Here is a 22746-nt window from a genome sequence, read left to right on the forward strand (position 1 = left end):
AAACGGCTTGAGCCCCGTAAAATACAGGGCTCAGGCGGCGAGCTAAAACTGTCCAACTTTCGGGGGGCAGTCCACAGCGTGGGAATGCAGTTCACGACGCTCCGCGTCGCAAGAGGACGCGGAGCGTCCGGAACGGCATGCGCCGCAGAGCGCCGCACGATAGTGAGATGATCGTTCCGCACGCTCCTGCGTGGGAATGCAGTTCACGACGCTCTGCGTCGCCAAGAGGACGCAGAGCGTCCGGAAATGCATGCGACGCAGAGCGCCGCACGATAGTCGGGATTTCTCCAGTCTAATAACGTAATGCTGAAGTTAACGTTCGCTTCTGCCTACGCCTGCCGGCCCTGCGGCCAGCATGCGCCCGGCCAGTCGAGAGAAGGGCAGGCTTTGCAGCCATACCGTGCCGGGGCCGGTCAGTCTGGCGAAGAATACCCCTTCACCGCCGAACAGCATCGACTTGATGCCGCCACCGACCATGCGGATATCGTAATCGACCGTCTGGGTCATGGCTGCCAGGCAGCCGGTGTCGACATCCAGCGCTTCGCCTGCCGCCAGTTCGATCTTGCGCACCGTGCCGCCCATGTGCACGAACACCCAGCCGTCGCCTTCCAGCTTTTGCAGGATGAAACCTTCGCCCCCGAACAGGCCGGTGAGGATTTTCTTCTGAAACTGGATACCGATGGATACGCCTTTGGCGCCGGCCAGGAAACTGTCTTTCTGACAGATCAGCTTGCCGCCGAAATCGCGCAGGTTGAGCGGCAGTATCGTGCCGGGGTAGGGCGCTGCAAATGCCACGCGGCCCTTGCCCGAACCCTGTTGCGAAAACACTGTGGTAAACAGGCTCTCGCCGGTCAGCATGCGTTTGCCAGCACCGAACAGCGAACCCAGCAGCCCGGACGATTGATTGCTGCCGTCGCCGAAGATGGTTTCCATCTGCACGTCGCAGGTCTTGTACATCATCGCCCCGGCTTCGGCGACGGCGCTTTCGCCTGGGTCAAGTTCCAGTTCGATGAACTGGGTTTCCGTGCCGTACAGTTTGAAGTCCACGCCATCGGTGGTCTGCGCCAGGCCATAGCCGCCCGAGGCGTTCGGATCAGGCGTAAACGAAGGGCGTCTGGCGGGTACAGAGGCCGGCGCGGGTGTCGGGGCTGCCTGCGCGGGCAGCCCCGACGGCTTGGGCTGGATCATGTCCGGCGTCGGCTCAGGGAAAGGCGTCACACCGTCCTTCTTCATGGCGCGCACCTGCGGCACCTGATAGATCGGCTGCCAGTCCGGCATGCCTTGCTTCCAGCACCACGCACCGGGCGACTCACGGGCAATCAGCCGTGCAGCATCCGCGTCCATCGGGCCGAGTTGCTTGCCCGCGTTCATCACAAACCATTGTTCCAAAGCGTCTACTCCCGAGCGAATAGTGACAGTTGGCTGTGCGCGATGGGTCAGAGGCTCAGGCGCATGGACAGGTCCACGGCTTTCACATCCTTGGTCATCGCACCGATGGAAATGTAATCGACACCCGTTTCGGCAATCACCCGCAGGGTATCGTCGTTGATGCCGCCGCTGGCTTCCAGACTGGCACGGCCCGCGGTGAGGCGCACGGCCTCGCGCATGTCATCAAGGCTCAATTCATCGAGCATGATGATGTCGGCGCCTGCGTCCAGCGCCTGCTTGAGTTCACCCAGGCTCTCCACCTCGACTTCCACAGGCTTGCCGGGTGCAATCCGGTGCGCCGCTTCCACTGCCTGGGCGATGCCGCCACAGGCTGCAATATGGTTTTCCTTGATCAGAAACGCGTCGTACAGCCCGATACGGTGGTTATGACAGCCGCCGCAGGTGACTGCGTATTTCTGCGCCATGCGCAGGCCGGGCAGGGTCTTGCGGGTATCCAGCAATTTGACCTGAGTGCCTGCGACCATGTCCGCGAAGTACTGCGCCCGCGTGGCCACTCCCGAGAGCATCTGCAGGAAATTGAGCGCGCTGCGTTCGCCGGTCAACAGCGAGCGGGCCGGGCCTTCAAGATGAAACAGGGCCTGATTCGGGTTGACGCGATCGCCATCGGTCACTTGCCAGTGCACGGCGACGCGCGGGTCCAGTTGCCGAAAGACCGCATCGACCCAGGCAGTACCGGCGATCACCGCTGTATCGCGGGAAATGATGGTGGCCTTGGCCAGTCGCTCTGCCGGAATCAATTGAGCAGTGATATCGCCGCTGCCGACATCCTCCAGCAACGCGCGACGCACATTGGCCTCGATCTCGGCGGTCAGGTCGGCAATTCGTAAATTCGGCATAGCGGGCTCCAGTAGCAAAGTCGTTCGAGTATAAGGCACCGCATCCCGCTTACCCACCTGCGCCAATGCCAGGGTGTTACCTCCGGGAACGTGCAGTTGGTCGGTTTGGCAAATTCGTTTGCGATGGAACGCGAATATCGCGGTCTATCGCTGCACATGAATGTCTTGCCGCTTCCTTTGCGAAAGTGAAAGAAAAGTCTGACTGGCGCTGATGACAAGTTTTGAAAGATAATCCGACTTGTAATTGACGCCATGGGTTTGACGTTGCGCAAGGCCAAGGGGGTCGCTTCACAGTGCGAGGGTAGCAAGCCACGTTTGTGATGGGGTTCAGGTTGTTTCCTGTCAGGGGGTGTAATGCCGAACGACGAAAAAGTAGTGCCGTTGAGCAAATCGTTCCCTTTACAGGGGGCGGGTACTCCTTTGGCCCGATTACCTGTTGTGTTGTTGCAGGTTCGCGACAAGGCTGCCCAGCAGCTCAAGGACGCATTGCAGGCGTTGTTCGATAACGCCGACGACACGCTGTTCGAAATGGCTGACCGCGCCCGCAGCAACACCGAGCAGAACATCTTTTTTGAAGCCATGCGTGACCTGCGCCTCAAGCGCAAAAGCATAGAACGGGGTTTCCTCGACAAGTTCTACGAGTCCTTCCTGGTCCTGGGTCAGTATCAGATTCAGGAACCCGTGCTTCCGGCCGCTGTGTCTTTCGACAAGCTGTCGCTGGTGCACAACGATGATCTCGAGAAGACCGTGGCCGTGGATGCCATGGTCAGCAAGGTCATGAGCCGTGACGCCCTCGCCCTGGGCCAGCTCACTGCCCGCCTGAACGTCCTCATTCCTCAAGCCATTGCCGAAGACTCCAACCCGCTGGGGCCGGCGATGCTCTGCAGATTCTTTCTGGAGGCCGGGCGCAGCCTTGGCGTCGAGATCAAGGTCAAGCTGATCATTCTCAAGCTGTTCGAGAAGTACGTCCTGGCCAATACGGACGATCTGTACAGCGAAGCCAATCAGTTGCTGATTGCCACCGGTGTATTGCCGGACATGAAAGCGTTGCCGGCCCGGCGCTCATCCGACCGGGCAGCGCCGAGAAGTCGCGCCGCCGAGATGTCCGACCCTGCCCTGAACGAAGCCGCCGACAAGCTCGACAAGGGTGTGCAGGAGGTTTTCTCGGCCTTGCAGGAACTGCTGCTGCACGTTCGCGGCAATCTTGCGCCGCGCCATGAACCCAACGCTGAAGTGCGTCCGATTTCCAGCCGGGACTTGCTGCGCCTGCTGTCTCACCTGCAGCAATATGTACCGTCGCAGGACACTGCAGACGATTTCGACCTTCGCAACCAACTGGAACAGCTGCTGACGCGAGTCAACGTTAAAACCGGAAAATCCAGAATCGTCGGTGTCGGTGATGAGGATGTCATCAACCTGATCGCTATGCTGTTCGAGTTCATTCTCGATGACCGCAACCTGACGCCGTCATTGCGCGCTCTGATCGGGCGCCTGCAGATTCCGATGCTCAAAGTGGCGGTCATCGACAAAAGCTTCTTCAGCCGCGGCAGTCATCCTGCCCGCCGCCTGCTCAACGAAATTGCCACTGCCGCGCTGGGCTGGGGGGGGCGTGACGACTATCAGCGCGACTCGCTGTATCAGCGCGTCGAGCAGATCGTGCAGCGCCTGCTCAATGACTTTGTCGATGACCCGGCAATCTTCTCTGAATTGCTGGCGGATTTTCTGGCCTTCACCAGTGACGAACGTCGCCGCAGCGAGTTGCTCGAGCAGCGCACCCGTGATGCCGAAGAAGGCCGCGCGCGTGCCGAACTGGCCCGACAGCAGGTACAACACGAACTGAATCAGCGCCTGCTGGGCAAAACCTTGCCTGAGGTTGTTGTGCGGCTGTTGCAGGAGGCCTGGAGCAAGGTCCTGCTGCTGACCTGCCTCAAGCATGGCGAGGAGTCCAGCGAGTGGCAGGCCGGGCTGGAGACCATGGACGAGTTGATCTGGAGCGTCGAGCTGCATGATGACCCGCAGGCCCTGCAGCGCCTGCTGGATCTGGTGCCGGGACTGCTCAAGTCGCTGCGTGACGGTTTGACCAGTGCCGCGTTCGACCCGTTTGCCACCAGCGATTTTTTCAGTCAGCTGGAATCGCTGCACGTCCAGGCGTTCCAGCACTTCTCGCGCTTGCAGGAGGGCGAGGGCGACACTGCGCAAGGCGGAACGGCGCAGGCAGACAGCCAGGCCGTCGAAGGCCCGCCGATGATGGCGGTGGTTGAAGAAATCGTCCTCATCACCCCTGAAGAGCAGATGCTCAATGAGCCGGTGGTCCAGTTACCTGACGATGACGCAGGCCTGCAGATGGTCGACAAGCTGCGGGTCGGTTGCTGGGTCGAGATTCAGGAAGATGAAGAGCACAAGCTGCGTTGTAAATTGACCGCGATTGTCGAGCCGACCGGGCGTTATGTGTTCGTCAATCGTACCGGCATGAAGGTTCTGGAAAAGACCCGCACCGGCCTTGCCGTCGAATTTCGTCGCGGCGCGGTACGTATTCTCGACGACGCGCTGCTCTTCGACCGGGCCCTGGAGTCTGTCATCAGCAATCTGCGCAAGCTCAAGGGCGCCTGATCGGCGGCTGTGCCTGTCGCCAGATACCCGTTTGACTAAGGTGCCGACGCCCCGCGTCGGCCTGCAGTCCACGCCGCTGAGCCAAGGATCCTTGCCGTCTACAGCGTGTTTCCTACATCGCGGATCCGTACCCAGGCCCCCACATAGGCTCCTGTCACGGGCATAATCAGTGCTACTTATTCCCCCCCGTTCAAGGAGCATTCATGCAACTGGACTCCGCAAGCGGCTGGTGCGACGGCGTGCAGCATTGCCCCTCGCCCAACTTCAATGCGCGACCCGAAGGCGAAATCTCGCTGCTGGTTATCCACAACATCAGCCTGCCGCCAGCGCAGTTCAAGACCGGCAAGGTGCAGGCTTTCTTTCAGAATCAGCTCGACATCGACGAGCATCCCTACTTTGTGGGGATTGCCGATCTGCGCGTTTCAGCGCATTTTCTGATCGAACGTGATGGCGAGGTCATTCAGTTCGTCTCTTGTCTTGATCGTGCGTGGCACGCCGGTGTTTCCAGTTTTCAGGGCCGGGAGGGGTGTAATGACTTTTCTGTCGGCATCGAACTGGAGGGGACGGATGACCAGCCTTTCACCGATGCGCAATACGACGCGCTGATCGACCTGACGCGACAGTTGCGTCAGGCGTTCGAGGCGATCACCCCCGAGCGTATCTGTGGTCACAGTGACGTGGCGCCGGGACGCAAGACTGATCCTGGGCCCTGTTTTGACTGGGCCAGGTTTCGAGCGGCTTTGCTGGATTGATGTGAGGGACGAACAATGAGTTTTCTGGTGCTACTGCTGGCCGTTCTTATCGAAAAGTTTTCTGCGCTGCGTCAGCGCGTTCAGCGTGACGGACCGTGGCTGAAAGAACTGGCAAAACTCGAGGCCAGCCCGCGGACCTCGACACGTCCGTGGGTAATGCTGGCGCTGCTGGTGCTTGTGCCCGTGCTGATCCTGCAACTGGCGCTGACCATCATCGGCTCGGTGGCCTATGGCTGGCTGGTTCTGCCCATTCACCTGCTGGTGTTGATCTACAGCCTTGGCCGGGTTGACCTGATTGCGGTGCTCGGGCCGTTTCGCGATGCCTGCCGACGTGGCGATGCGCAGGCGGCGGTGCATGTGGCCGAGCGCGACATGGGCGTGCAGGCGGACAACAGCGAGCAATTGCTGCAGGGTGTGCAGGGCTACCTGCTCTGGCAGGCGTTTCAGAGTTTCTTCGCCGTGATTTTCTGGTACTTCGTACTCGGCCCGGTGGCTGCGCTGGCCTACAGGCTGTTGGCACTTGCTGTCGAGCACGGCAAGACACCCGCACTGGTGGAACGCGCAGGGCAGTTGCGCCATGCGTTCGACTGGGTACCGGTCAGGTTGCTCGCCGCCAGCTTCGCATTGGTCGGCAATTTTGTGGCGGTCACCCGGGTGATGCTGCATGAGCTGCTGAACTGGAACATCAGTGCTGCACAACTGATCACGCGCGTCGGCTGCGCCGCCAGCGAGGTTCCGCCGCCGATGATGGGGGCGCAGGGCGTTACCGGCCTCGACATGCTCTGGGAGCTGCTGGTACGTGCTGCGGTGGTCTGGTACGCGGGGTTCGCCCTGTGGACCCTTCTGCTCTGATTCGATCCTGGCCGCGCAGGCTCAGGCATGTGACATCAGGTGTGTGACAGGCGAGGCCAGTCGAACAGTTCGCAGGCATTGTCCGTGCTCGCCTGGGCCAGGCGCTCGGGGCTGATCTTCATCAGCCCCGCGAGGGCCTCGCAAATGTCGGGCAAATGCTGCGGGCTGTTGCGCTGATAGGGGTGCATGGCGGGCGCCATGTCCGGTGAGTCGGTTTCCAGCACCACGCTGTCCAGCGGCAGTTCGGCGATGACCCGATGCATGCGCAAAGCCTGCGGCCAGGTCGCGGCTCCGCCCAGACCCAGTTTGAACCCCAGCCTGATGTATTCGCGCGCTTCTTCGCGGCTTCCGGCAAACGCATGAATGATGCCGCTGCGCTGTGGCTTGTGGCGCTTGAGCGTCGCGATCACATCGGCATGGCTGCGTCGCACGTGCAGCAAGGCGGGCAGGTTGAAGTCGTTCGCCAGCTGCAATTGCGCGTCAAAGAGCGCCTGCTGACGCACCTTGTCCGGCTGCTCGACGTAATAATCCAGACCGATCTCACCTACCGCACACAGCTGCGGATGGCCTTGCAGGCGCGTCAGCCAGTCGCCCAGCTCGGTCAGGTGTGCAGTGCGGTGCTCATCGATGTACACCGGATGCATGCCGAACGCTGCGTGCAGGGCGGGGTTGGCCTCGGTCAGTTCCCAAAGCCGCTGCCAGTTACGCTGATACACCCCGAGCACCACCATGCGCTGCACGCCGAGCGCCAGACAGTTGTCCAGCACTTGAGCGCGGTCGGCATCGAAGTCCGGAAAATCCAGGTGGGTGTGGGTATCGATCAGCGTCACATTCACGCCTCGTGAATACGTTGCTTGAAGGCCCTGGCAATCGCATGCACGCCTGGCTGGTAGTCATCCTTCTCGATAGCCGCCAGCGCCAGTTGCAGGGCTTTGTCGGCGATCAATTGGTGTTGCTGGGCCATGGCGTTGACGGGCAGCGGCAGGAAATCCAGCAATTGAGTATCGCCGAAAGTGCCCAGATGCAATTGGGTTGATTGCAGTGCCTGGCTTTGCAGTACATCGAACACGCCTTGCAGCAGCACGTAGGACGTGGTGATCAACGCGTCCGGAAGATGTCCCTGGCGCTGTAACATTTCGGTCATCAAACGCTGACCACACTGGCGGCTGAACGCTTCGCCATGCTCAATGATGGTGGCTCCGGTAAACCCGTCGAGTGCGTGTTCGAAGCCGGCGGCACGCGCGCGACTGATGCTCAGTTCAGGACGTGCGCTGATCAGGGCGATGTGTCGCGGTCGGGTTTGCAGGAGGCTGTGGGTCAGTTGCTGACAGGCGTCGTGGTCGTCGCTGACCACCGAGCAGAAAAACTCGGGATTCATTTCCCGGTCGATGGCGATGATCGGCGTGCCCTTGAGCTGCAATTCGCGGTAGCTGTCGTCACCGGTCGGCAGGCAACTGGCGACCAGCAGTGCATCACAACGGCGTGCACGGAACAGCTGCAGAAGCTGCAGCTCGCTGGCGGGGTCGTCATCGGAACTGGCGATAAGGAGTTGATAACCGAGTCTACGCGCGCCTTGCTCGAGCAATTTGGCGATACGCGCATAGCTGGGGTTTTCCAGGTCGGGCAGGATAAAGCCCAGTGTCTTGCTATGACGGCTGCGCAGGCCCGCCGCTTGCGGGTTGGGCCGGAAGTCGTGCTGCTCGACCACGGCTTTGACACGCTCGACCGTTGCCGGGCTGATACGCTGTTTTTCGGCCTTGCCATTGATGACGTAACTGGCCGTAGTGACAGAAACACCTGCCAGACGTGCGATATCGCTCAGTTTCACCCCGGAATTTCCTTTTATTAGGTACGCGGCTCAGGACAATCGAGTTATTTTTTTCATGGCGCTGATCTTTACACCAGACCGTAGGAAATTCCCAAGTACTTCACGTATTTTAGGAATTGTCCCACAGTGATCGCACCGTCCGGGCTTCAATGAATCCCCAGAATCGAGTAACGTGCCGGGCAATTCTAGATTAAACGATTCAGCACGCCTGTTGTCTGCTGCAATCGAGATGAAAGTGATGTCCGATACGATGCTCGGACAGATATCACCTTCATCCCCCTAAGCTGTCGATCACACGATCGCCATTAAAACAAGAATCAGGTGGCGCCTTGGCGCTGCACAGGAGTCAAGGCAATGCTCGAACTCACTCTGGAGCAAATATCCATGGCCCAGTCGGCTGTGGATAAAACTGCCGCACTTAAGCTGATTGCCGACCACCTGGTCGCTGATGGTCTGGTTGCCGAGGGCTACCTCACCGGGCTGATGAACCGTGAGCAGCAAGGCTCGACCTTCCTCGGTCAGGGCATCGCCATCCCACACGGTACACCCGAAACCCGCGACCTGGTGTTTACCACCGGTGTGCGTCTGATGCAGTTCCCCGAAGGGGTGGACTGGGGCGACGGACAAATGGTTTACCTGGCGATTGGTATCGCTGCCAAATCCGACGAGCACTTGCGCCTGCTGCAACTGCTGACGCGCGCATTGGGTGAAGAGGATCTTGGCCAGGCACTGCGCGAAGCGAAGACCCCGGAAGACCTGCTCAAACTATTGCAGGGCGCTCCGCAGGAACTGGCGCTCGACGCACAGATGATCAGCCTCGGCGTATCGGCCGACGATTTTGAAGAACTGGTCTGGCGCGGCGCACGCCTGTTGCGCAAGGCCGACTGCGTGAGTAACGGTTTTGCCGCCGTGCTCCAGCAAGTGGAAGCCTTGTCGCTGGGCGATGGACTCTGGTGGTTGCACAGCGAGCAAACCGTCAAGCGTCCTGGTCTGGCGTTCGTCACCCCCGACAAACCCATGCGTTATCTGGGCCAGCCGCTGACCGGACTGTTCTGCCTGGCCAGCCTCGGTGAGGCGCATCAGGCGCTGCTCGAGCGTCTGTGCCTGTTGTTGATCGAAGGCCGCGGCCACGAGTTGGGTCATGCCACCAACAGCCGCGCCGTGCTCGAAGCGCTGGGCGGCGAACTGCCAGCCGAGTGGCCGACCCGGCAGATTCAACTGGCCAACGCCCATGGCTTGCACGCCCGCCCGGCGAAAATACTGGCGCAGCTGGCCAAGGAGTTTGACGGCGAAATCCGCATGCGCGTGCTGGAAACCGGCGAAGCCGCCGTGTCGGCCAAGAGCCTGAGCAAGCTGCTCAGCCTCGGTGCCCGTCGTGGTCAGACGCTGGAATTCATCGCCGAGCCGACCATCGCCGACGACGCACTGCCCGCCCTGATCGCCGCCGTGGAGCAAGGTCTGGGCGAGGAAGTCGAACCCTTGCCCGCCGTCTCGCAGACCGAGGCTGCGCCAGCACCGGCCCCGGCTGCTGCCAAACCGCTCAGTGCTCCGCCAGCCGGTAGCGTATTGCAGGCGGTGTCTGCTTCACCGGGGATTGCCATGGGGCCGGCCCACGTTCAAGTGCTGCAAAGCTTCGATTATCCCCAACGGGGCGAGTCGGTGGCTGCCGAGCGCGAGCGCCTGCACAAGGCGATCGGCGAGGTGCGCAGCGATATCGAAAATCTTATTCAGCGCAGCAAGTCCAAGGCCATCCGGGAAATCTTCATCACCCACCAGGAGATGCTTGAAGACCCGGAACTGACCAGCGAAGTCGAAGCGCGCCTCAACAACGACGAAAGCGCGGCCGCGGCCTGGGCCACGGTTATCGAGACCGCTGCGGTTCAGCAGGAACAACTGCAGGACGCACTGCTGGCCGAGCGCGCCGCAGACCTGCGTGACGTCGGTCGCCGCGTGCTGGCGCAGATCTGTGGCGTCGAAACCGTTGCAGCTCCGGACGAACCCTACATTCTGGTGATGGATGAAGTCGGCCCGTCCGACGTTGCCCGTCTCGACCCGGCGCAGGTCGCCGGTATTCTTACCGCACGCGGCGGTGCCACCGCGCACAGTGCCATCGTGGCGCGTGCGCTGGGCATTCCCGCGCTGGTGGGGGCCGGTGATGAAGTGCTGCTGCTCAAGCCGGGCACCGTACTGCTGCTCGACAGCCAGCGCGGACGGCTGACCGTCGCGCCTGACGAGGCGACCCTGCAGCGCGCAGTACAGGACCGTGACGCGCGTGAGCAACGTCTCAAGGCGGCCGCCGCAGCGCGCATGGAGCCCGCTGTGACGCGCGATGGTCATGCCGTCGAAGTCTTCGCCAATATCGGCGACAGCACCGGCACACCGGCTGCCGTGGAGCAGGGCGCGGAAGGCGTCGGTCTGCTGCGCACCGAGCTGCTGTTCATGGCGCATTCCCAGGCGCCGGATGAAGCCACGCAGGAAGCTGAATACCGCCGCGTGCTGACTGATCTGGGCGGGCGTCCGCTGGTGGTGCGTACGCTGGACGTCGGTGGCGACAAGCCGCTGCCTTACTGGCCGATCGCCAAAGAGGAAAACCCGTTCCTCGGCATCCGCGGTATCCGTCTTACCCTGCAGCGTCCTGATGTCATGGAAAGCCAGCTGCGCGCCCTGTTGCGTTCGGCAGACAGCGGCCCGCTGCGCATCATGTTCCCGATGATCGGCACGCTCGAAGAGTGGCGTCAGGCGCGGGACATGACCCAGCGCCTGCGCGAGGAAATTCCGGTCAGCGACCTGCAACTGGGGATCATGATCGAAGTGCCATCGGCTGCGCTGATCGCCCCGGTGCTGGCGAAGGAGGTGGACTTCTTCAGCATCGGCACCAATGACCTGACGCAATACACCATGGCCATCGACCGCGGCCACCCGACACTGTCGGCCCAGGCTGACGGGCTGCACCCGTCGGTGCTGCAACTGATCGACATGACCGTACGCGCAGCGCATGCCAACGGCAAATGGGTGGGCGTGTGCGGCGAACTCGCTGCAGACCCGCTGGCGGTGCCGATTCTGGTCGGCCTGGGCGTGGATGAATTGAGTGTCTCGGCGCGCAGCATTGGCGAGGTCAAGGCTTGCGTGCGTGAACTGACCCTGAGCAGCGCTCGGGAACTGGCGCAAAATGCGCTGACGGCGGGCAGCGCCGCCGAAGTCCGCGCGCTTGTGGAGGCTGTGTAATGGCGAAGATTCTTACCCTGACCATGAACCCGGCGCTGGACCTGACTGTGCAGTTGGGGCAGTTGGAGCTGGGCCAGGTCAACCGCAGCACGGCGATGCTCACTCACGCAGCGGGCAAAGGCCTGAATGTGGCGCAGGTGCTGGCTGACCTGGGCCATGACCTGACCGTTGCCGGCTTTCTCGGCGTCGACAATCAGCAAGCGTTCGAAGCGTTGTTCGAGCGTCGTCAGTTCGTCGACGAGTTTGTCCGGGTGCCGGGCGAAACGCGCAGCAACATCAAGCTGGCCGAAGGCAGCGGCCGTATCACCGACCTGAACGGCCCGGGGCCGCAGGTCAGCGAAGAGGCGCAGCAGGCGCTGTTTACCCGCGTCGAACAGATCGCACAGGGTTTCGACGTGGTGGTCGTGGCGGGCAGTCTGCCGCGCGGCGTCACCCCGGAGTGGCTGCAAAAACTGCTGCTGATGCTCAAGGACCTTGGTCTGAAAGTGGCGCTGGACAGCAGTGGTCTGGCCTTGCGCGCGGGTCTGAAGGCCGGGCCCTGGCTGATCAAACCCAATACCGAAGAGCTGGCTGATGCGCTTGACGCTCCGATCATCTCCATCGCGGCGCAAGCCGAGGCAGCCGCGCGTCTGCAGGCGCAGGGCATCGAGCATGTGGTGATCTCTCAAGGCTCCGAAGGCGTGCACTGGTTCAGCCCGAGCGTGGCGCTGCATTCGCTGCCGCCCAAGGTCACCGTGGCCAGTACGGTCGGTGCGGGCGACTCGCTTTTGGCGGGCATGGTGCATGGCTTGATCAGTGGTCAAGAGCCGCACAAGACCTTGCGCACTGCCACAGCGATTGCCGCCATGGCGGTGACCCAGATCGGTTTCGGTATTACCGATGCCGCGCAACTCAAACGGCTTGAAGGCGGCGTCACTGTACGCAGCCTTTCAGAACAATAAGAGAGGATCGTCATGAAGTTAGCCATAGTTACGGCCTGCCCGAACGGCAAGGTCAGCAGCGTACTCAGCGCACGATTGCTCGAAGCGGCGGCCCTGCGCCAGGGCTGGGAAACCAGCGTCGAAATCATCGATCCCAACAAGGCCGATCAGCAGTTGTCCGCCGAGGACATCGAAGCTGCCGATCTTGTCCTGGTGGTCAATACCGGTCCTGTGGACTTGAGCCGCTTTGTCGGCAAGCGCCTGTTTCAGGATTCACCTGCGCATGCGTTGCAGGATGTCGACAGCTTTCTGCAGCGCGCCGAGCGAGAAGCGCAGGTGCATGCAGCGTCCGAAGCAGCGGCGCCTCAGGCAAGCGGTGGCAGCGGCGGGCAACCGCGCATCGTTGCAATCACGGCCTGTCCGACCGGTGTAGCCCACACGTTCATGGCGGCCGAAGCGATCCAGCAGGCTGCCAAGCGTCTGAATTACGACCTGCAAGTCGAAACCCAGGGCTCGGTAGGTGCGCGTAACCCGCTCAGCGCCAAGGCCATCGCCGATGCCGATGTGGTGCTGCTGGCGGCGGATATCGAAGTCAACACCGACCGCTTTGCCGGCAAGAAGATCTACCGTTGCGGCACCGGGATCGCGCTCAAGCAGTCCGAAGCGACTCTGAAAAAAGCCCTGGCGGAAGGGCAGGTGGAGTCCGATGAGGCCGCCGCCAAGTCACCTGCCAGACAAGAGAAGGCGGGCGTCTACAAACACCTGCTGACCGGCGTGTCGTTCATGCTGCCGATGGTCGTGGCGGGCGGGCTGTTGATCGCTCTTTCCTTCGTATTCGGTATCACCGCGTTCAAGGAGCCGGGTACGCTGGCTGCGGCACTGATGCAGATTGGCGGGGAAGCAGCGTTCAAACTGATGGTGCCGTTGCTGGCCGGGTACATCGCCTATTCGATTGCTGACCGTCCGGGGCTGGCCCCCGGCATGATCGGTGGTCTGTTGGCGAGTACGCTGGGGGCCGGGTTCATCGGCGGTATCGTCGCGGGCTTCCTGGCCGGTTACAGTGCTGCGGCGATCAACCGCTACGCACGTCTGCCGGCCAGCGTCGAGGCGCTCAAGCCGATTCTGATCATCCCGTTGCTGTCGAGCCTGTTCACCGGTCTGGTGATGATCTACGTGGTCGGCAAGCCGGTTGCTGGCATGCTCGAAGCGTTGACGCACTTCCTCGACAGCATGGGCACCACCAATGCGATCCTGCTGGGTGTGGTGCTGGGCGCAATGATGTGCGTCGACCTCGGTGGGCCGATCAACAAGGCGTCCTACGCCTTCTCGGTCGGTTTGCTGGCGTCCCAGAGCTACGCGCCGATGGCCACCGCCATGGCTGCGGGTATGGTGCCACCCATCGGTATGGGCATCGCTACGATCCTGGCTCGCCGCAAGTTCGCCCAGAGCGAGCGTGAGGCCGGCAAGGCGGCGTTCGTGCTGGGGCTGTGCTTCATTTCGGAAGGTGCCATTCCCTTTGCCGCCAAGGACCCGTTGCGGGTGATTCCGGCCAGTGTCGTGGGTGGCGCGCTGACCGGTGCGCTGTCGATGTACTTCGGCTGCAAGCTGATGGCACCGCATGGCGGCCTGTTCGTGATGCTGATCCCCAACGCCATCAACCATGCGCTGCTTTATCTGGTGGCGATCATCGCCGGTAGTGTGCTGACCGGCGTGATCTACGCGCTGATCAAGCGCCCGGAGCCCGCTGACATGGAAGTGGTGCCCGCAGCCGCCTGATGATGCAAGGCGCGGGCTGCCCCGCGCCTTCTTCCTGCTCTAGCGTTCGAGTGCCAGAGCAACCCCCTGACCACCACCGATGCACAGCGTGGCCAGGCCCTTCTTCACATCGCGCCTGATCATCTCGTGCAGCAGTGTTACCAGCACGCGGCAGCCCGACGCGCCAATCGGGTGACCAAGAGCGATAGCGCCACCATTCACGTTGAGCTTTTGCGGATCCAGCCCCAGCTCCTTGCCGACCGACAGGGACTGTGCAGCGAAGGCTTCGTTGGCTTCGATCAGGTCCAGCTCGGCCAGCGACCAGCCAGCCTTGTCCAGGCAGCGACGTGTGGCACTGACCGGCCCGATGCCCATGATGGCCGGGTCGACACCGGCGTTGGCATACCCGGCAATGCGCGCCAGCACCGGCAGGCCCAGTTGCTCGGCTTTAGCGGCACTCATCAGCATCACGGCGGCCGCTCCGTCGTTCAGCGACGAGGCATTGCCGGCGGTGACCGTACCGTCCTTTTTGAACGCGGGCTTGAGCTTGGCCAGCGTCTCGGCAGTGGTGCCGGCGCGGGGCTGCTCGTCTGTTGCAAAGGACAGCGGATCACCCTTGCGCTGCGGGATCAGGATCGGGGTGATCTCATCGACGAAGCGTCCGGCTTCACTCGCAGCCATCGCCTTCTGCTGAGACAAAGCGGCGAACTCATCCTGGGCTTCACGGCTGATGTCGTACTGCTGCGCGAGGTTCTCGGCAGTGATGCCCATGTGGTAATCATTGAATGCATCCCACAGGCCGTCAGTGATCATCGTATCGACCATGCTGGCGTGGCCCATGCGCAATCCGGTGCGCGCGCCCGGCAGCACGTAGTTGGACAGGCTCATGTTTTCCTGGCCACCGGCGATGATGATCTCGGCGTCGCCGCAACGAATCGCCTGGGTCGCCAGGTGCAGGGCCTTGAGGCCGGAGCCGCAGACCTTGTTCAGGGTCATGGCCGGTACCGAGAAGGGCAGGCCGGCCTTGATGGCTGCCTGCCGCGCAGGGTTCTGGCCAGCGCCTGCGGTCAGCACCTGACCCATGATGACCTCATCGACCTGCGCGCCGTCCACGCCGGTGCGGGCAAGCAGTTGACGAATGACCGCTGCGCCGAGGTCGACTGCGGCGACAGAGGCCAGTGAGCCCTGAAAACTGCCCACGGCGGTACGCGTGGCGGCGACGATAACGACGTCGTGCATGGTGCTGATCCTCATTGTTATTGAGTGCTCATGGTGGCACAGATAGGCAGGCAGGTTCCAACCGTGAACCGCCCGGTCACGGTTTGCCGAAAACCTTCATGTCACGTTCAAACGCCCATGCGGCGTCTGGCACGTTGCGCCGATCCGTCGCGCACGGCCCAGCGCAGAATGGGCGCAGTATTGTTGACGCCCAGGCGGATCATCCGGCGCTTGAAGGGGCTTTGCGTGACGTCGAGCATGTCGCTGGCCCAGTCCGGCAGCAGCTCGATACCGGCGCGCATCATCAACACGCCAAAAGGCTTGGCCAGCCAGTTGGGTGCGGGCGCATCGAGCAGCAGGCGCAGCACTTCGCGGCTGCGCGCGTCACAGACCAGTTGGCCGCGTATGTCGGCCAGATAGTCAGCAATGGCCTGACGGGAGCGCGGAACGTTGCGCGCGCCGAGTCGCTCGGCGACCAGCGCCGTTTCCGCGTAGTACGCGTCCTGATCGGCGAGCGACATGTCCGGGTTGAGATAGCGCACATGCGCTGCGAGAAAGCTGCTGACTTCGGCTACATGCACCCAGGTCAGCAACTCCGGGTCGCTGGCGGCATACGGCCGGCCATCGGGCGCGGTGCCGACGATGTTCAGGTGAATGTTGCGGACCTTGTCGATCAGCCAGTTGGCATCTCGCGTGGAGCCGTAGGTGGTGCCGGACAGAAACTGCCCGGTGCGCCGCAGGCGGCCGAGCATGTCCTGACGAAAGTTGGAGTGGTCCCAGATGCCCGCCAGTGCCAGCGGGTGCAACGCCTGCAGCATCAATGCGCTGATGCCGCCGACCAGCATGCTGGTGAAATCGCCATGCACCTTCCAGCACACCGCCTGAGGGCCAAACAGGCCCGGGTCGCCCTTGGGGGTCTCCAGATCCAGTTGACCCAGGGCCAGGCCGGTAAGGCTGATGACCTGGGTTTCGATGCGGGTGCGGATGAATTCCATGTCGTGCTCGGGCATCTGGGAGGGAAGTACGGCAAAGAGACTTTTGTGGTAACGGACCGTGCGACCCTTCGCTTGCTTGCGAAAGGGCCGGTACATCCGCTAAAGATGTATCACTCGAAATAAAGCTTTCGCGAACAAGTTCGCTCCTACAAGGAGAGCGTACATCCGCTGATGATGTACAGGGCTTCTGCCCGCAGGGCGTGGGAGCGAACTTGTTCGCGAAAGGGCCCTGTGCAGCCGCAGAAGTTTCTGCGTCTGACATAACGCCTTCGCGAACAAGGCGGATCGCCGCCCCGGTCGCTCCTACAAAAGCCCCGTTTCCCCTACTCATCAAGACTTCTGCGTAACGCTGAGCGCAGAGCGTGGGAACGAGAGGGAAACAATCAGCCGCGGTGACGGCCGCGGAAGTAGTTGATCAGGCCTTGGGTCGATGCATCGTCAGCCGGCTCTTCGGTGCCGCCGGTCAGACGCTGGTACACCGCCTTGCCCATTTCCTTGCCCAGCTCCACACCCCATTGGTCAAAGGCGTTGGTGCCCCAGATCACGCTCTGCACGAACACCTTGTGTTCATACATGGCCACCAGCGCGCCAAGACGACGCGGGCTGATGCGCTCGACCACCAGCGTGTTGCTCGGACGGTTGCCGGGGATGACCTTGTGCGGTGCCAGCTTCTGCACCTCTTGCTCGTCCATACCCTTCTCGCGCAGTTCTGCTTCGGCTTCTGCGCGGGTCTTGCCCATCATCAGTGCCTGGCTCTGCGACAGGCAGTTGGCGTACAGCCACTGGTGATGGTCGGCAACCGGGTTGAAGCTGACGATCGGCACAATGAAGTCGGCCGGAATCATCTGCGTGCCCTGGTGCAGCAACTGGTGGTAAGCGTGCTGACCGTTGGCACCCACGCCGCCCCAGATCACCGGCCCGGTGTCGGTCGAGGTCGGCGTACCGTCCTGACGGACGCTCTTGCCGTTGGATTCCATGTCCAGTTGTTGCAAGTGCTTGGTGATGTTGCGCAGGTAGTGATCGTACGGCAGGATCGCGTGGCTTTGTGCGCCCCAGAAATTGCCGTACCAGACGCCCAGCAAGCCCAGCAACACCGGCATGTTCTGCTCGAAAGGCGCGCTCTGGAAATGCTGGTCCATGGTGTAGGCACCGGACAGCAGTTCCTTGAAGTTGGACATGCCGATGGCCAGCGCGATAGGCAGACCGATGGCCGACCACAGCGAATAGCGACCGCCGACCCAGTCCCACATCGGGAAAATGTTTTCTTCACGGATGCCGAAGGCCACGGCCGCCGCGTTGTTGCTGGACACCGCGATGAAGTGGCGATGCAGTTCGACTTCCGAGCCGCCCTGCGCCAGGTACCAGGCGCGTGCAGCCTGCGCATTTTTCAGGGTTTCCAGCGTATTGAAGGATTTCGACGAGACGATGAACAGCGTGGTCTCGGCACGAATCTTCATCGACAGCTCATGGAACTCGCTGCCGTCGATGTTTGCCAGGTAATGGCAGCGGACACCTTTGTGCGCGTAGGCCACCAGCGCTTCGGAGACCAGCTCCGGGCCGAGGAACGAGCCGCCGATGCCGATGTTCACCACGTCGGTGATCGGTTTTTCGGTATAACCGCGCCACAGGCCGTCATGGATGCGGCCGACCAGTTCGGTCATCTGATTGAGGACGCGGTGTACGTCCGGCATCACATCGACGCCGTTGACTTTCAACTTGTCGCCGACCGGGCGGCGCAGAGCGGTGTGCAGGGCAGGGCGGCCTTCGGATGAGTTGACCAGCTCGCCATCATACTGAGCCTTGATCGCCTCCTTGAGGCCCACTTCACCCGCCAGGCTGACCAACAGGTCGCGGGTCTCGGTGGTGATCAGGTTTTTGGAATAATCGAGAAACAGGCCAGCGCTGCTTAGGGTGAATTGGCTGAAGCGCTGCGGGTCGGTGTTGAACGCTTCGCGCATGCTGAAGTTCTGCATGGCCTGGCGGTGTTTGTTCAACGCTTGCCAGGCGGGCAGAGCGGTCACATCGGAAGGAGTGCGGTAGTACGCCATCGCTGCGGGTTTCCTTTAACTGGTTCTGTCTTTGGATATTCTTGGAGCGAGGTCGCAAGCTTTCTCACGGGCTACACATCGCAGACTACCCTTCGCGTACCTGTTTGTCTGCGCCTCGCCTTACATGACCCCGGTACTTTTTCACACACAGGCAACCGGGGCTTTGTCACGAATACGGTCGGTTGTGGTTCAGGCAACCTGTACCGGTATGGCATTGCCGGTGTGCCTTAGTTCATTGCCGGCGCACATCCTGTCAGCTTCTGGTCAGGTGCAGGTTGTCGATCAAGCGGGTTTTGCCCAGGAATGCCGCTGCGAGGATGACCACTTCGCGATTGTCGGCAGTCGCCGGACGCAGGCTGGTGGCATCGCGTATCTCCAGATAGTCGATGCGAAAACCGGCAGCCTCCAGTTGCTGCTTCTTGCTCGCCAGCAATGCGTCGAAATCCTGTTCGCCGGCACTGATCACGTCGGCGGTCTGGCGGATCGCCTGATACAGCGCGGGTGCCGCGGCGCGCTGAGCGTCGCTCAGATACCCGTTGCGCGAGGACAGCGCCAGGCCATCGTCGGCACGTACTGTCGGTTCGCCGATGATCTGGATCGGCATGTTCAGATCACGCACCATGGCCCGAATCACGGCCAGTTGCTGGAAGTCTTTTTCACCAAAGATCGCCAGGTCAGGCTGCACCATGTTGAACAGCTTGCTGACCACGGTCGCGACACCTTCGAAATGGCCGGGACGGCTGGCGCCACACAGGCCTTGCGACAGGTGCGGCACGCTGACCAGTGTCTGGTCGGCCATGCCATGCGGGTACATTTCTTCCACGCTGGGCGTGAACAGCAGATTGCAGCCGGCCTGCAGGAGTTTTTCCTGATCGGCAGCCAGCGTGCGAGGGTAGGTGGCGAGGTCTTCGTTGGGGCCGAACTGCAGCGGATTGACGAAAATAGTGGCGACCACGAAATCGGCACGCTGCGCCGCCTTGGTGACCAGCGCGGCGTGGCCGCTGTGCAGGTTGCCCATCGTCGGGGTCAGCGCGATCCGCTTGCCTTCGCTGCGTGCCCGCGCAACGGCGGCGCGCAGGTCCTGTACGGTTTTTACTGTGTTCATGCCGAGAATCCGTGTTCAGTGGCCGGAAAGCTGAGGTCTTTGACGGCGGCCACGTAGGCCCGGATAGCCGACTGGATATCGGCCTGACCGGTCATGAAATTTTTCACGAACTTGGGCACGCGCCCGGTGATGGACAGGCCGAGCATGTCGTGCAGCACCAGGACCTGGCCGTCGGTGGCGCTGCCGGCACCAATGCCGATGACCGGGATCTTCACCGCCTGGGTGATTTCCTCGGCCAGTTCGCTGGGCACGCACTCCAGCAGGATCATCGCTGCGCCTGCCTGTTCCAGTGCGATGGCATCGGCGCGCATCTGCCGCGCCTGCGCCTCCAGCCGGCCCTGAACCTTGTAGCCGCCCAGCACGTTGACTGCCTGTGGGGTCAGGCCCATGTGCGCGCACACCGGAATGCCGCGCTCGGCCAGCAAACGGATCGACTCGGCCAGCCAGGCAGCGCCTTCGACCTTGATCATGTGTGCGCCCGCCTGCATCAGCGTCGCGCTGTTGATCAGGGTCTGCTCCAGCGTTGCGTTGGCCATGAACGGCAGGTCGGCAAGAATCATCGCGCCCTGGTTGCCGCGTTTCACACAGGCAACGTGGTACGCCGTTTCAGCGGTGGTAACAGGCAGGGTGCTGTCGTGACCCTGCAGGACCATGCCCAGCGAGTCGCCTATCAGCAGCACTTCGACACCCGCCTGGGAGGCCGTGTGGGCGAAAGTTGCGTCGTAGCAGGTCAGCATGGTGATTTTCTCACCCTTCTGCTTCATGGCCAGCAGCGACGTAACGGTTATGTTCGGCATGTAAAGTCCTCCATCAGGCGCTGTGAAGACGGGTGCTCAGCGCGTGAGAGTCATCCTGGAAAAGCAGGCACACCGTCGTGTCGCGGTGTTTTGCAAAGGCCTGTTTCGCGCCCGTTCGCCTGTGGTGTGGCGGCGGGAGGCCTATCTTCGTGAGGAGGGGGCGTGAAGTCAATTGAAGGTGTTACCTGTGCGTCGGAGCGGTTACACCGGCGCGGTGACAGACAGGCTTCATGCCTCGGCGGGCAGACGCTCAAGACCTGTGAACGGGCATTCATCGAGCAGACGATTCAGTGGGCGCCCGTCGGCCAGTGTCAGCCCCGGAGCCAGCTCTGCCAGCGGGTACAGCACGAATGCCCTGGCCTGCATGTGGTAATGCGGCACCTTGAGGCGTGGCTCATCGATAAGATGGTCGCCGAACAGCAGAATATCGAGGTCCAGCGTGCGTGGCCCCCAGCGTTCGTGGCGTTCACGGCCCTGGTCCAGTTCGATGGCCTGTAGCGCATCAAGCAGCGTCAGGGGCGCCAGAGCGGTGTCGACAGCCGCGACGGCGTTGGTGAAGCGCGGTTGGCCGGGCAGCAGCGAGTCGCTGATATAGAAGGACGACACGCCGCTCAACTGACAATCGGGTAGCTGCGCAATGGCCTTGAGGGCGCTGCGCAATTGCTCGGCAGGGTCAGCCAGATTGCTGCCCAGACCGATGTACACGCGTTCAGTGGCCAACAGCGGTTCATTCACCGCTTTGCGCCTCGCCCGTGCTGCGCTTGCGTTTGGCGCCGCTGTTACGACGCCGCTTGCGCGGGGCTGTGCCGGCCGCCTCGGGCTTGTTGCTCAGGTCGCGAATCATGTCGCGGCGTTCGCTGTCGTTGCAGTCCTGATAATCGGTCCACCACTGGCCCAGACCATCGGTCTGCTCGCCCGCTGTTTCACGCAACAGCAGGAAATCGTAGCCGGCGCGGAACCGCGAGTTGTCGAGCAGCAGGTCGGCACGCTTGCCCGAACGGCGCGGCAGGCGCTCCTGCATGTCCCAGATCTCGCGGATCGGCAGCGTGAAGCGCTTGGGGATAGCGATGCGCTGGCACTGTTCGATGATCAGTTCGTGAGCGGCTTCCTGCATGGCTGCGATCGGCGGCATGCCACGTTCCTGGGCACGCAGCACCTTGGCCGGCAGCGCAGGCCAGAGCAGGGCAGCGAACAGGAACGCCGGCGTGACCGGCTTGTTCTGCTTGATGCGCAGGTCGGTATTGATCAGCGCATTGCTGATCAGCGTATGGGTGTAGGTCGGGTTGTATTCCAGGGCCTTGGAGCTGGCCGGGAACAACGGTTCGAACAGTTCCAGGTCCACCAGCATTTCAAAGGTGGGGGCGGCATGCCCGGAGAGGAACAGTTTGAGCACTTCCTCGAACAGGCGTGCCGACGGAATGTCACGCAGCATCGGCGCCAGTGCACGGATCGGCTGAGCGCTGTGCTTCTCGATACCGAAGTCCAGCTTGGCAGCGAAACGCACGGCACGCAGCATGCGCACCGGGTCTTCCTTATAACGCTGCTCCGGATCGCCGATCAGGCGGATCAGGCGATTGCGGATGTCGTGCACGCCATTGGCGTAATCCAGGACGCGTTCGCTGACCGGGTCGTAGTAAAGCGCGTTGATCGTGAAGTCGCGACGCTGGGCGTCTTCTTCAAGCGTGCCGTATACGTTGTCACGCAGGATGCGTCCGCTTTCGTTGCGCGAGGACTGGTTGCTGTCCTCTTCTTCGTCATCCTGGGGATGATTGGCGCGGAACGTCGCCACTTCGATGATCTCGCGACCGAAGTGGATGTGCACCAGCTTGAACCGGCGGCCGATGATCCGCGCGTTGCGGAATTCGGCACGCACCTGTTCGGGCGTGGCGCTGGTGGCGACGTCGAAATCCTTGGGCGTGATGTTGAGCATCATGTCGCGTACGCAGCCACCGACCAGATAGGCCTGGTAGCCGGCGTTCTGCAGGCGCTCGACGATATTCACGGCATAGCGGCTGAACTGACTGCGTTGCAGCGAATGTTGGCTGCTGTTGAGCACTTCAGGCGTGGTGCGCGTATGTTGCTGCGGTTTGCGCAGTGGGGAACGAAATGACTGGAACAACTTCTTCAGCATGGGATGCACTGTTTGAAGGAATATTCGGCCAAAAACGTGGAATGACCGCATGATGGGCGGGGATTCTAGCATTTAGTCGAGGGATGGTGTAGGAAGCTGTCGCGGAAGGGTAAACGATGGCGCGGATCAAGGCGGGGAAGCTACTGGGGGAGCCGAAGCTCCCCCAAAGTGTGTGCTCTTTATTATTGTTTTCTGCCTGGGCTTCTTGTTTTTGTTGAGTGCCCA

The 22746-nt window shown here is 61.9% G+C and carries 17 protein-coding genes; 6 read left to right on the plus strand and 11 right to left on the minus strand.

The features are described from left to right. Positions 1-312: 312 nt before the first annotated feature. Positions 313-1389 (minus strand): TIGR00266 family protein, encoded by a 1077-nt coding sequence (locus tag KBY08_RS24555; protein ID WP_024639794.1) that lies wholly within the window; start codon positions 1387-1389, stop codon positions 313-315. 47 nt (positions 1390-1436) lie between these two features. Next, the gene (gene nadC, locus KBY08_RS24560; protein ID WP_003406592.1) at positions 1437-2285 is read right to left on the minus strand and encodes a carboxylating nicotinate-nucleotide diphosphorylase; all 849 of its coding nucleotides are present in this window, start codon (positions 2283-2285) and stop codon (positions 1437-1439) included. Positions 2286-2639: 354 nt separating this feature from the next. Between nadC and KBY08_RS24565 the strand changes: the two genes are divergently transcribed. The 3 genes from KBY08_RS24565 to ampE all read left to right on the plus strand — a co-directional run bounded on the left by KBY08_RS24565 (position 2640) and on the right by ampE (position 6499). Further along, entirely contained in the window at positions 2640-4895 is a 2256-nt protein-coding gene (locus tag KBY08_RS24565; RefSeq protein WP_024641528.1) for a DUF1631 domain-containing protein, read from the plus strand. Positions 4896-5098: 203 nt separating this feature from the next. Further along, a complete protein-coding gene (gene ampD / locus KBY08_RS24570) occupies positions 5099-5647 on the plus strand; it encodes a 1,6-anhydro-N-acetylmuramyl-L-alanine amidase AmpD (protein WP_011266650.1) in 549 nt (182 codons plus the stop codon). A 15-nt stretch (positions 5648-5662) separates the two neighbouring features. After that, the gene (gene ampE, locus KBY08_RS24575) at positions 5663-6499 is read left to right on the plus strand and encodes a regulatory signaling modulator protein AmpE (RefSeq protein ID WP_004412346.1); all 837 of its coding nucleotides are present in this window, start codon (positions 5663-5665) and stop codon (positions 6497-6499) included. Positions 6500-6534: 35 nt separating this feature from the next. Here the strand turns inward: ampE and KBY08_RS24580 are convergent, their stop codons facing one another. Together KBY08_RS24580 and cra are read right to left on the minus strand one after the other, a co-directional pair. Continuing rightward, a complete protein-coding gene (locus KBY08_RS24580; protein WP_162886053.1) occupies positions 6535-7335 on the minus strand; it encodes a TatD family hydrolase in 801 nt (266 codons plus the stop codon). Continuing rightward, the gene (gene cra / locus KBY08_RS24585; RefSeq protein ID WP_003406606.1) at positions 7332-8327 is read right to left on the minus strand and encodes a catabolite repressor/activator; all 996 of its coding nucleotides are present in this window, start codon (positions 8325-8327) and stop codon (positions 7332-7334) included. Before cra ends, KBY08_RS24580 begins: the two co-directional genes overlap by 4 nt. 354 nt (positions 8328-8681) lie before the next feature. On the opposite strand from cra, the gene ptsP reads away from it, so the two are divergent. Genes ptsP through KBY08_RS24600 form a run of 3 tightly spaced genes read left to right on the plus strand, consistent with a single transcriptional unit; the run spans position 8682 to position 14248 of the window. After that, positions 8682-11552: a phosphoenolpyruvate--protein phosphotransferase gene (gene ptsP, locus KBY08_RS24590; protein ID WP_111522766.1), complete on the plus strand. Its 2871-nt coding sequence runs from the start codon at positions 8682-8684 to the stop codon at positions 11550-11552. Next, a complete protein-coding gene (pfkB, locus tag KBY08_RS24595) occupies positions 11552-12493 on the plus strand; it encodes a 1-phosphofructokinase (RefSeq protein WP_003406610.1) in 942 nt (313 codons plus the stop codon). The genes ptsP and pfkB overlap by 1 nt, the downstream gene beginning before the upstream one ends. Positions 12494-12505: 12 nt before the next feature. After that, entirely contained in the window at positions 12506-14248 is a 1743-nt protein-coding gene (locus KBY08_RS24600) for a PTS fructose-like transporter subunit IIB (protein ID WP_024659553.1), read from the plus strand. A 39-nt stretch (positions 14249-14287) separates the two neighbouring features. On the opposite strand, the gene KBY08_RS24605 is transcribed toward KBY08_RS24600, so the two are convergent. The 7 genes from KBY08_RS24605 to KBY08_RS24635 all read right to left on the minus strand — a co-directional run bounded on the left by KBY08_RS24605 (position 14288) and on the right by KBY08_RS24635 (position 22521). Beyond that, positions 14288-15466, minus strand: coding sequence for an acetyl-CoA C-acetyltransferase (locus KBY08_RS24605; RefSeq protein WP_104652922.1), 1179 nt, complete (start codon positions 15464-15466; stop codon positions 14288-14290). A gap of 107 nt (positions 15467-15573) precedes the next feature. Beyond that, positions 15574-16440, minus strand: a complete 867-nt coding sequence (locus KBY08_RS24610) for an oxygenase MpaB family protein (protein ID WP_032654549.1) — start codon at positions 16438-16440, stop codon at positions 15574-15576. A 383-nt stretch (positions 16441-16823) separates the two neighbouring features. Next, entirely contained in the window at positions 16824-18488 is a 1665-nt protein-coding gene (pgi, locus tag KBY08_RS24615) for a glucose-6-phosphate isomerase (RefSeq protein ID WP_103378524.1), read from the minus strand. A gap of 253 nt (positions 18489-18741) precedes the next feature. Continuing rightward, positions 18742-19593, minus strand: a complete 852-nt coding sequence (gene panC / locus KBY08_RS24620; protein WP_060406416.1) for a pantoate--beta-alanine ligase — start codon at positions 19591-19593, stop codon at positions 18742-18744. Further along, a complete protein-coding gene (gene panB, locus KBY08_RS24625) occupies positions 19590-20390 on the minus strand; it encodes a 3-methyl-2-oxobutanoate hydroxymethyltransferase (RefSeq protein ID WP_024660963.1) in 801 nt (266 codons plus the stop codon). The genes panC and panB overlap by 4 nt, the downstream gene beginning before the upstream one ends. Before the next feature lie 228 nt (positions 20391-20618). Beyond that, the gene (gene folK, locus KBY08_RS24630) at positions 20619-21125 is read right to left on the minus strand and encodes a 2-amino-4-hydroxy-6-hydroxymethyldihydropteridine diphosphokinase (RefSeq protein ID WP_024639808.1); all 507 of its coding nucleotides are present in this window, start codon (positions 21123-21125) and stop codon (positions 20619-20621) included. Further along, on the minus strand, positions 21118-22521 hold the full coding sequence (locus KBY08_RS24635; protein ID WP_024641214.1) for a polynucleotide adenylyltransferase PcnB: 1404 nt from the start codon (positions 22519-22521) through the stop codon (positions 21118-21120). Before KBY08_RS24635 ends, folK begins: the two co-directional genes overlap by 8 nt. Positions 22522-22746: the final 225 nt, after the last annotated feature.

The organism is Pseudomonas sp. P135 (assembly GCF_020312125.1).
Taxonomy (GTDB): Bacteria; Pseudomonadota; Gammaproteobacteria; order Pseudomonadales; family Pseudomonadaceae; genus Aquipseudomonas; species Aquipseudomonas fragariae.

Bases quoted from the DNA above. Each gene is read 5' to 3' on its own strand.
- KBY08_RS24635 (WP_024641214.1), bottom strand. From the start codon at position 22,521: ATGCTGAAGAAGTTGTTCCAGTCATTTCGTTCCCCACTGCGCAAACCG.
- pgi (WP_103378524.1), bottom strand. From the start codon at position 18,488: ATGGCGTACTACCGCACTCCTTCCGATGTGACCGCTCTGCCCGCCTGG.
- pfkB (WP_003406610.1), top strand. From the start codon at position 11,552: ATGGCGAAGATTCTTACCCTGACCATGAACCCGGCGCTGGACCTGACT.
- panB (WP_024660963.1), bottom strand. From the start codon at position 20,390: ATGCCGAACATAACCGTTACGTCGCTGCTGGCCATGAAGCAGAAGGGT.
- ampD (WP_011266650.1), top strand. From the start codon at position 5,099: ATGCAACTGGACTCCGCAAGCGGCTGGTGCGACGGCGTGCAGCATTGC.
- ptsP (WP_111522766.1), top strand. From the start codon at position 8,682: ATGCTCGAACTCACTCTGGAGCAAATATCCATGGCCCAGTCGGCTGTG.
- KBY08_RS24605 (WP_104652922.1), bottom strand. From the start codon at position 15,466: ATGCACGACGTCGTTATCGTCGCCGCCACGCGTACCGCCGTGGGCAGT.
- KBY08_RS24565 (WP_024641528.1), top strand. From the start codon at position 2,640: ATGCCGAACGACGAAAAAGTAGTGCCGTTGAGCAAATCGTTCCCTTTA.
- nadC (WP_003406592.1), bottom strand. From the start codon at position 2,285: ATGCCGAATTTACGAATTGCCGACCTGACCGCCGAGATCGAGGCCAAT.
- KBY08_RS24610 (WP_032654549.1), bottom strand. From the start codon at position 16,440: ATGGAATTCATCCGCACCCGCATCGAAACCCAGGTCATCAGCCTTACC.
- KBY08_RS24600 (WP_024659553.1), top strand. From the start codon at position 12,506: ATGAAGTTAGCCATAGTTACGGCCTGCCCGAACGGCAAGGTCAGCAGC.
- ampE (WP_004412346.1), top strand. From the start codon at position 5,663: ATGAGTTTTCTGGTGCTACTGCTGGCCGTTCTTATCGAAAAGTTTTCT.
- panC (WP_060406416.1), bottom strand. From the start codon at position 19,593: ATGAACACAGTAAAAACCGTACAGGACCTGCGCGCCGCCGTTGCGCGG.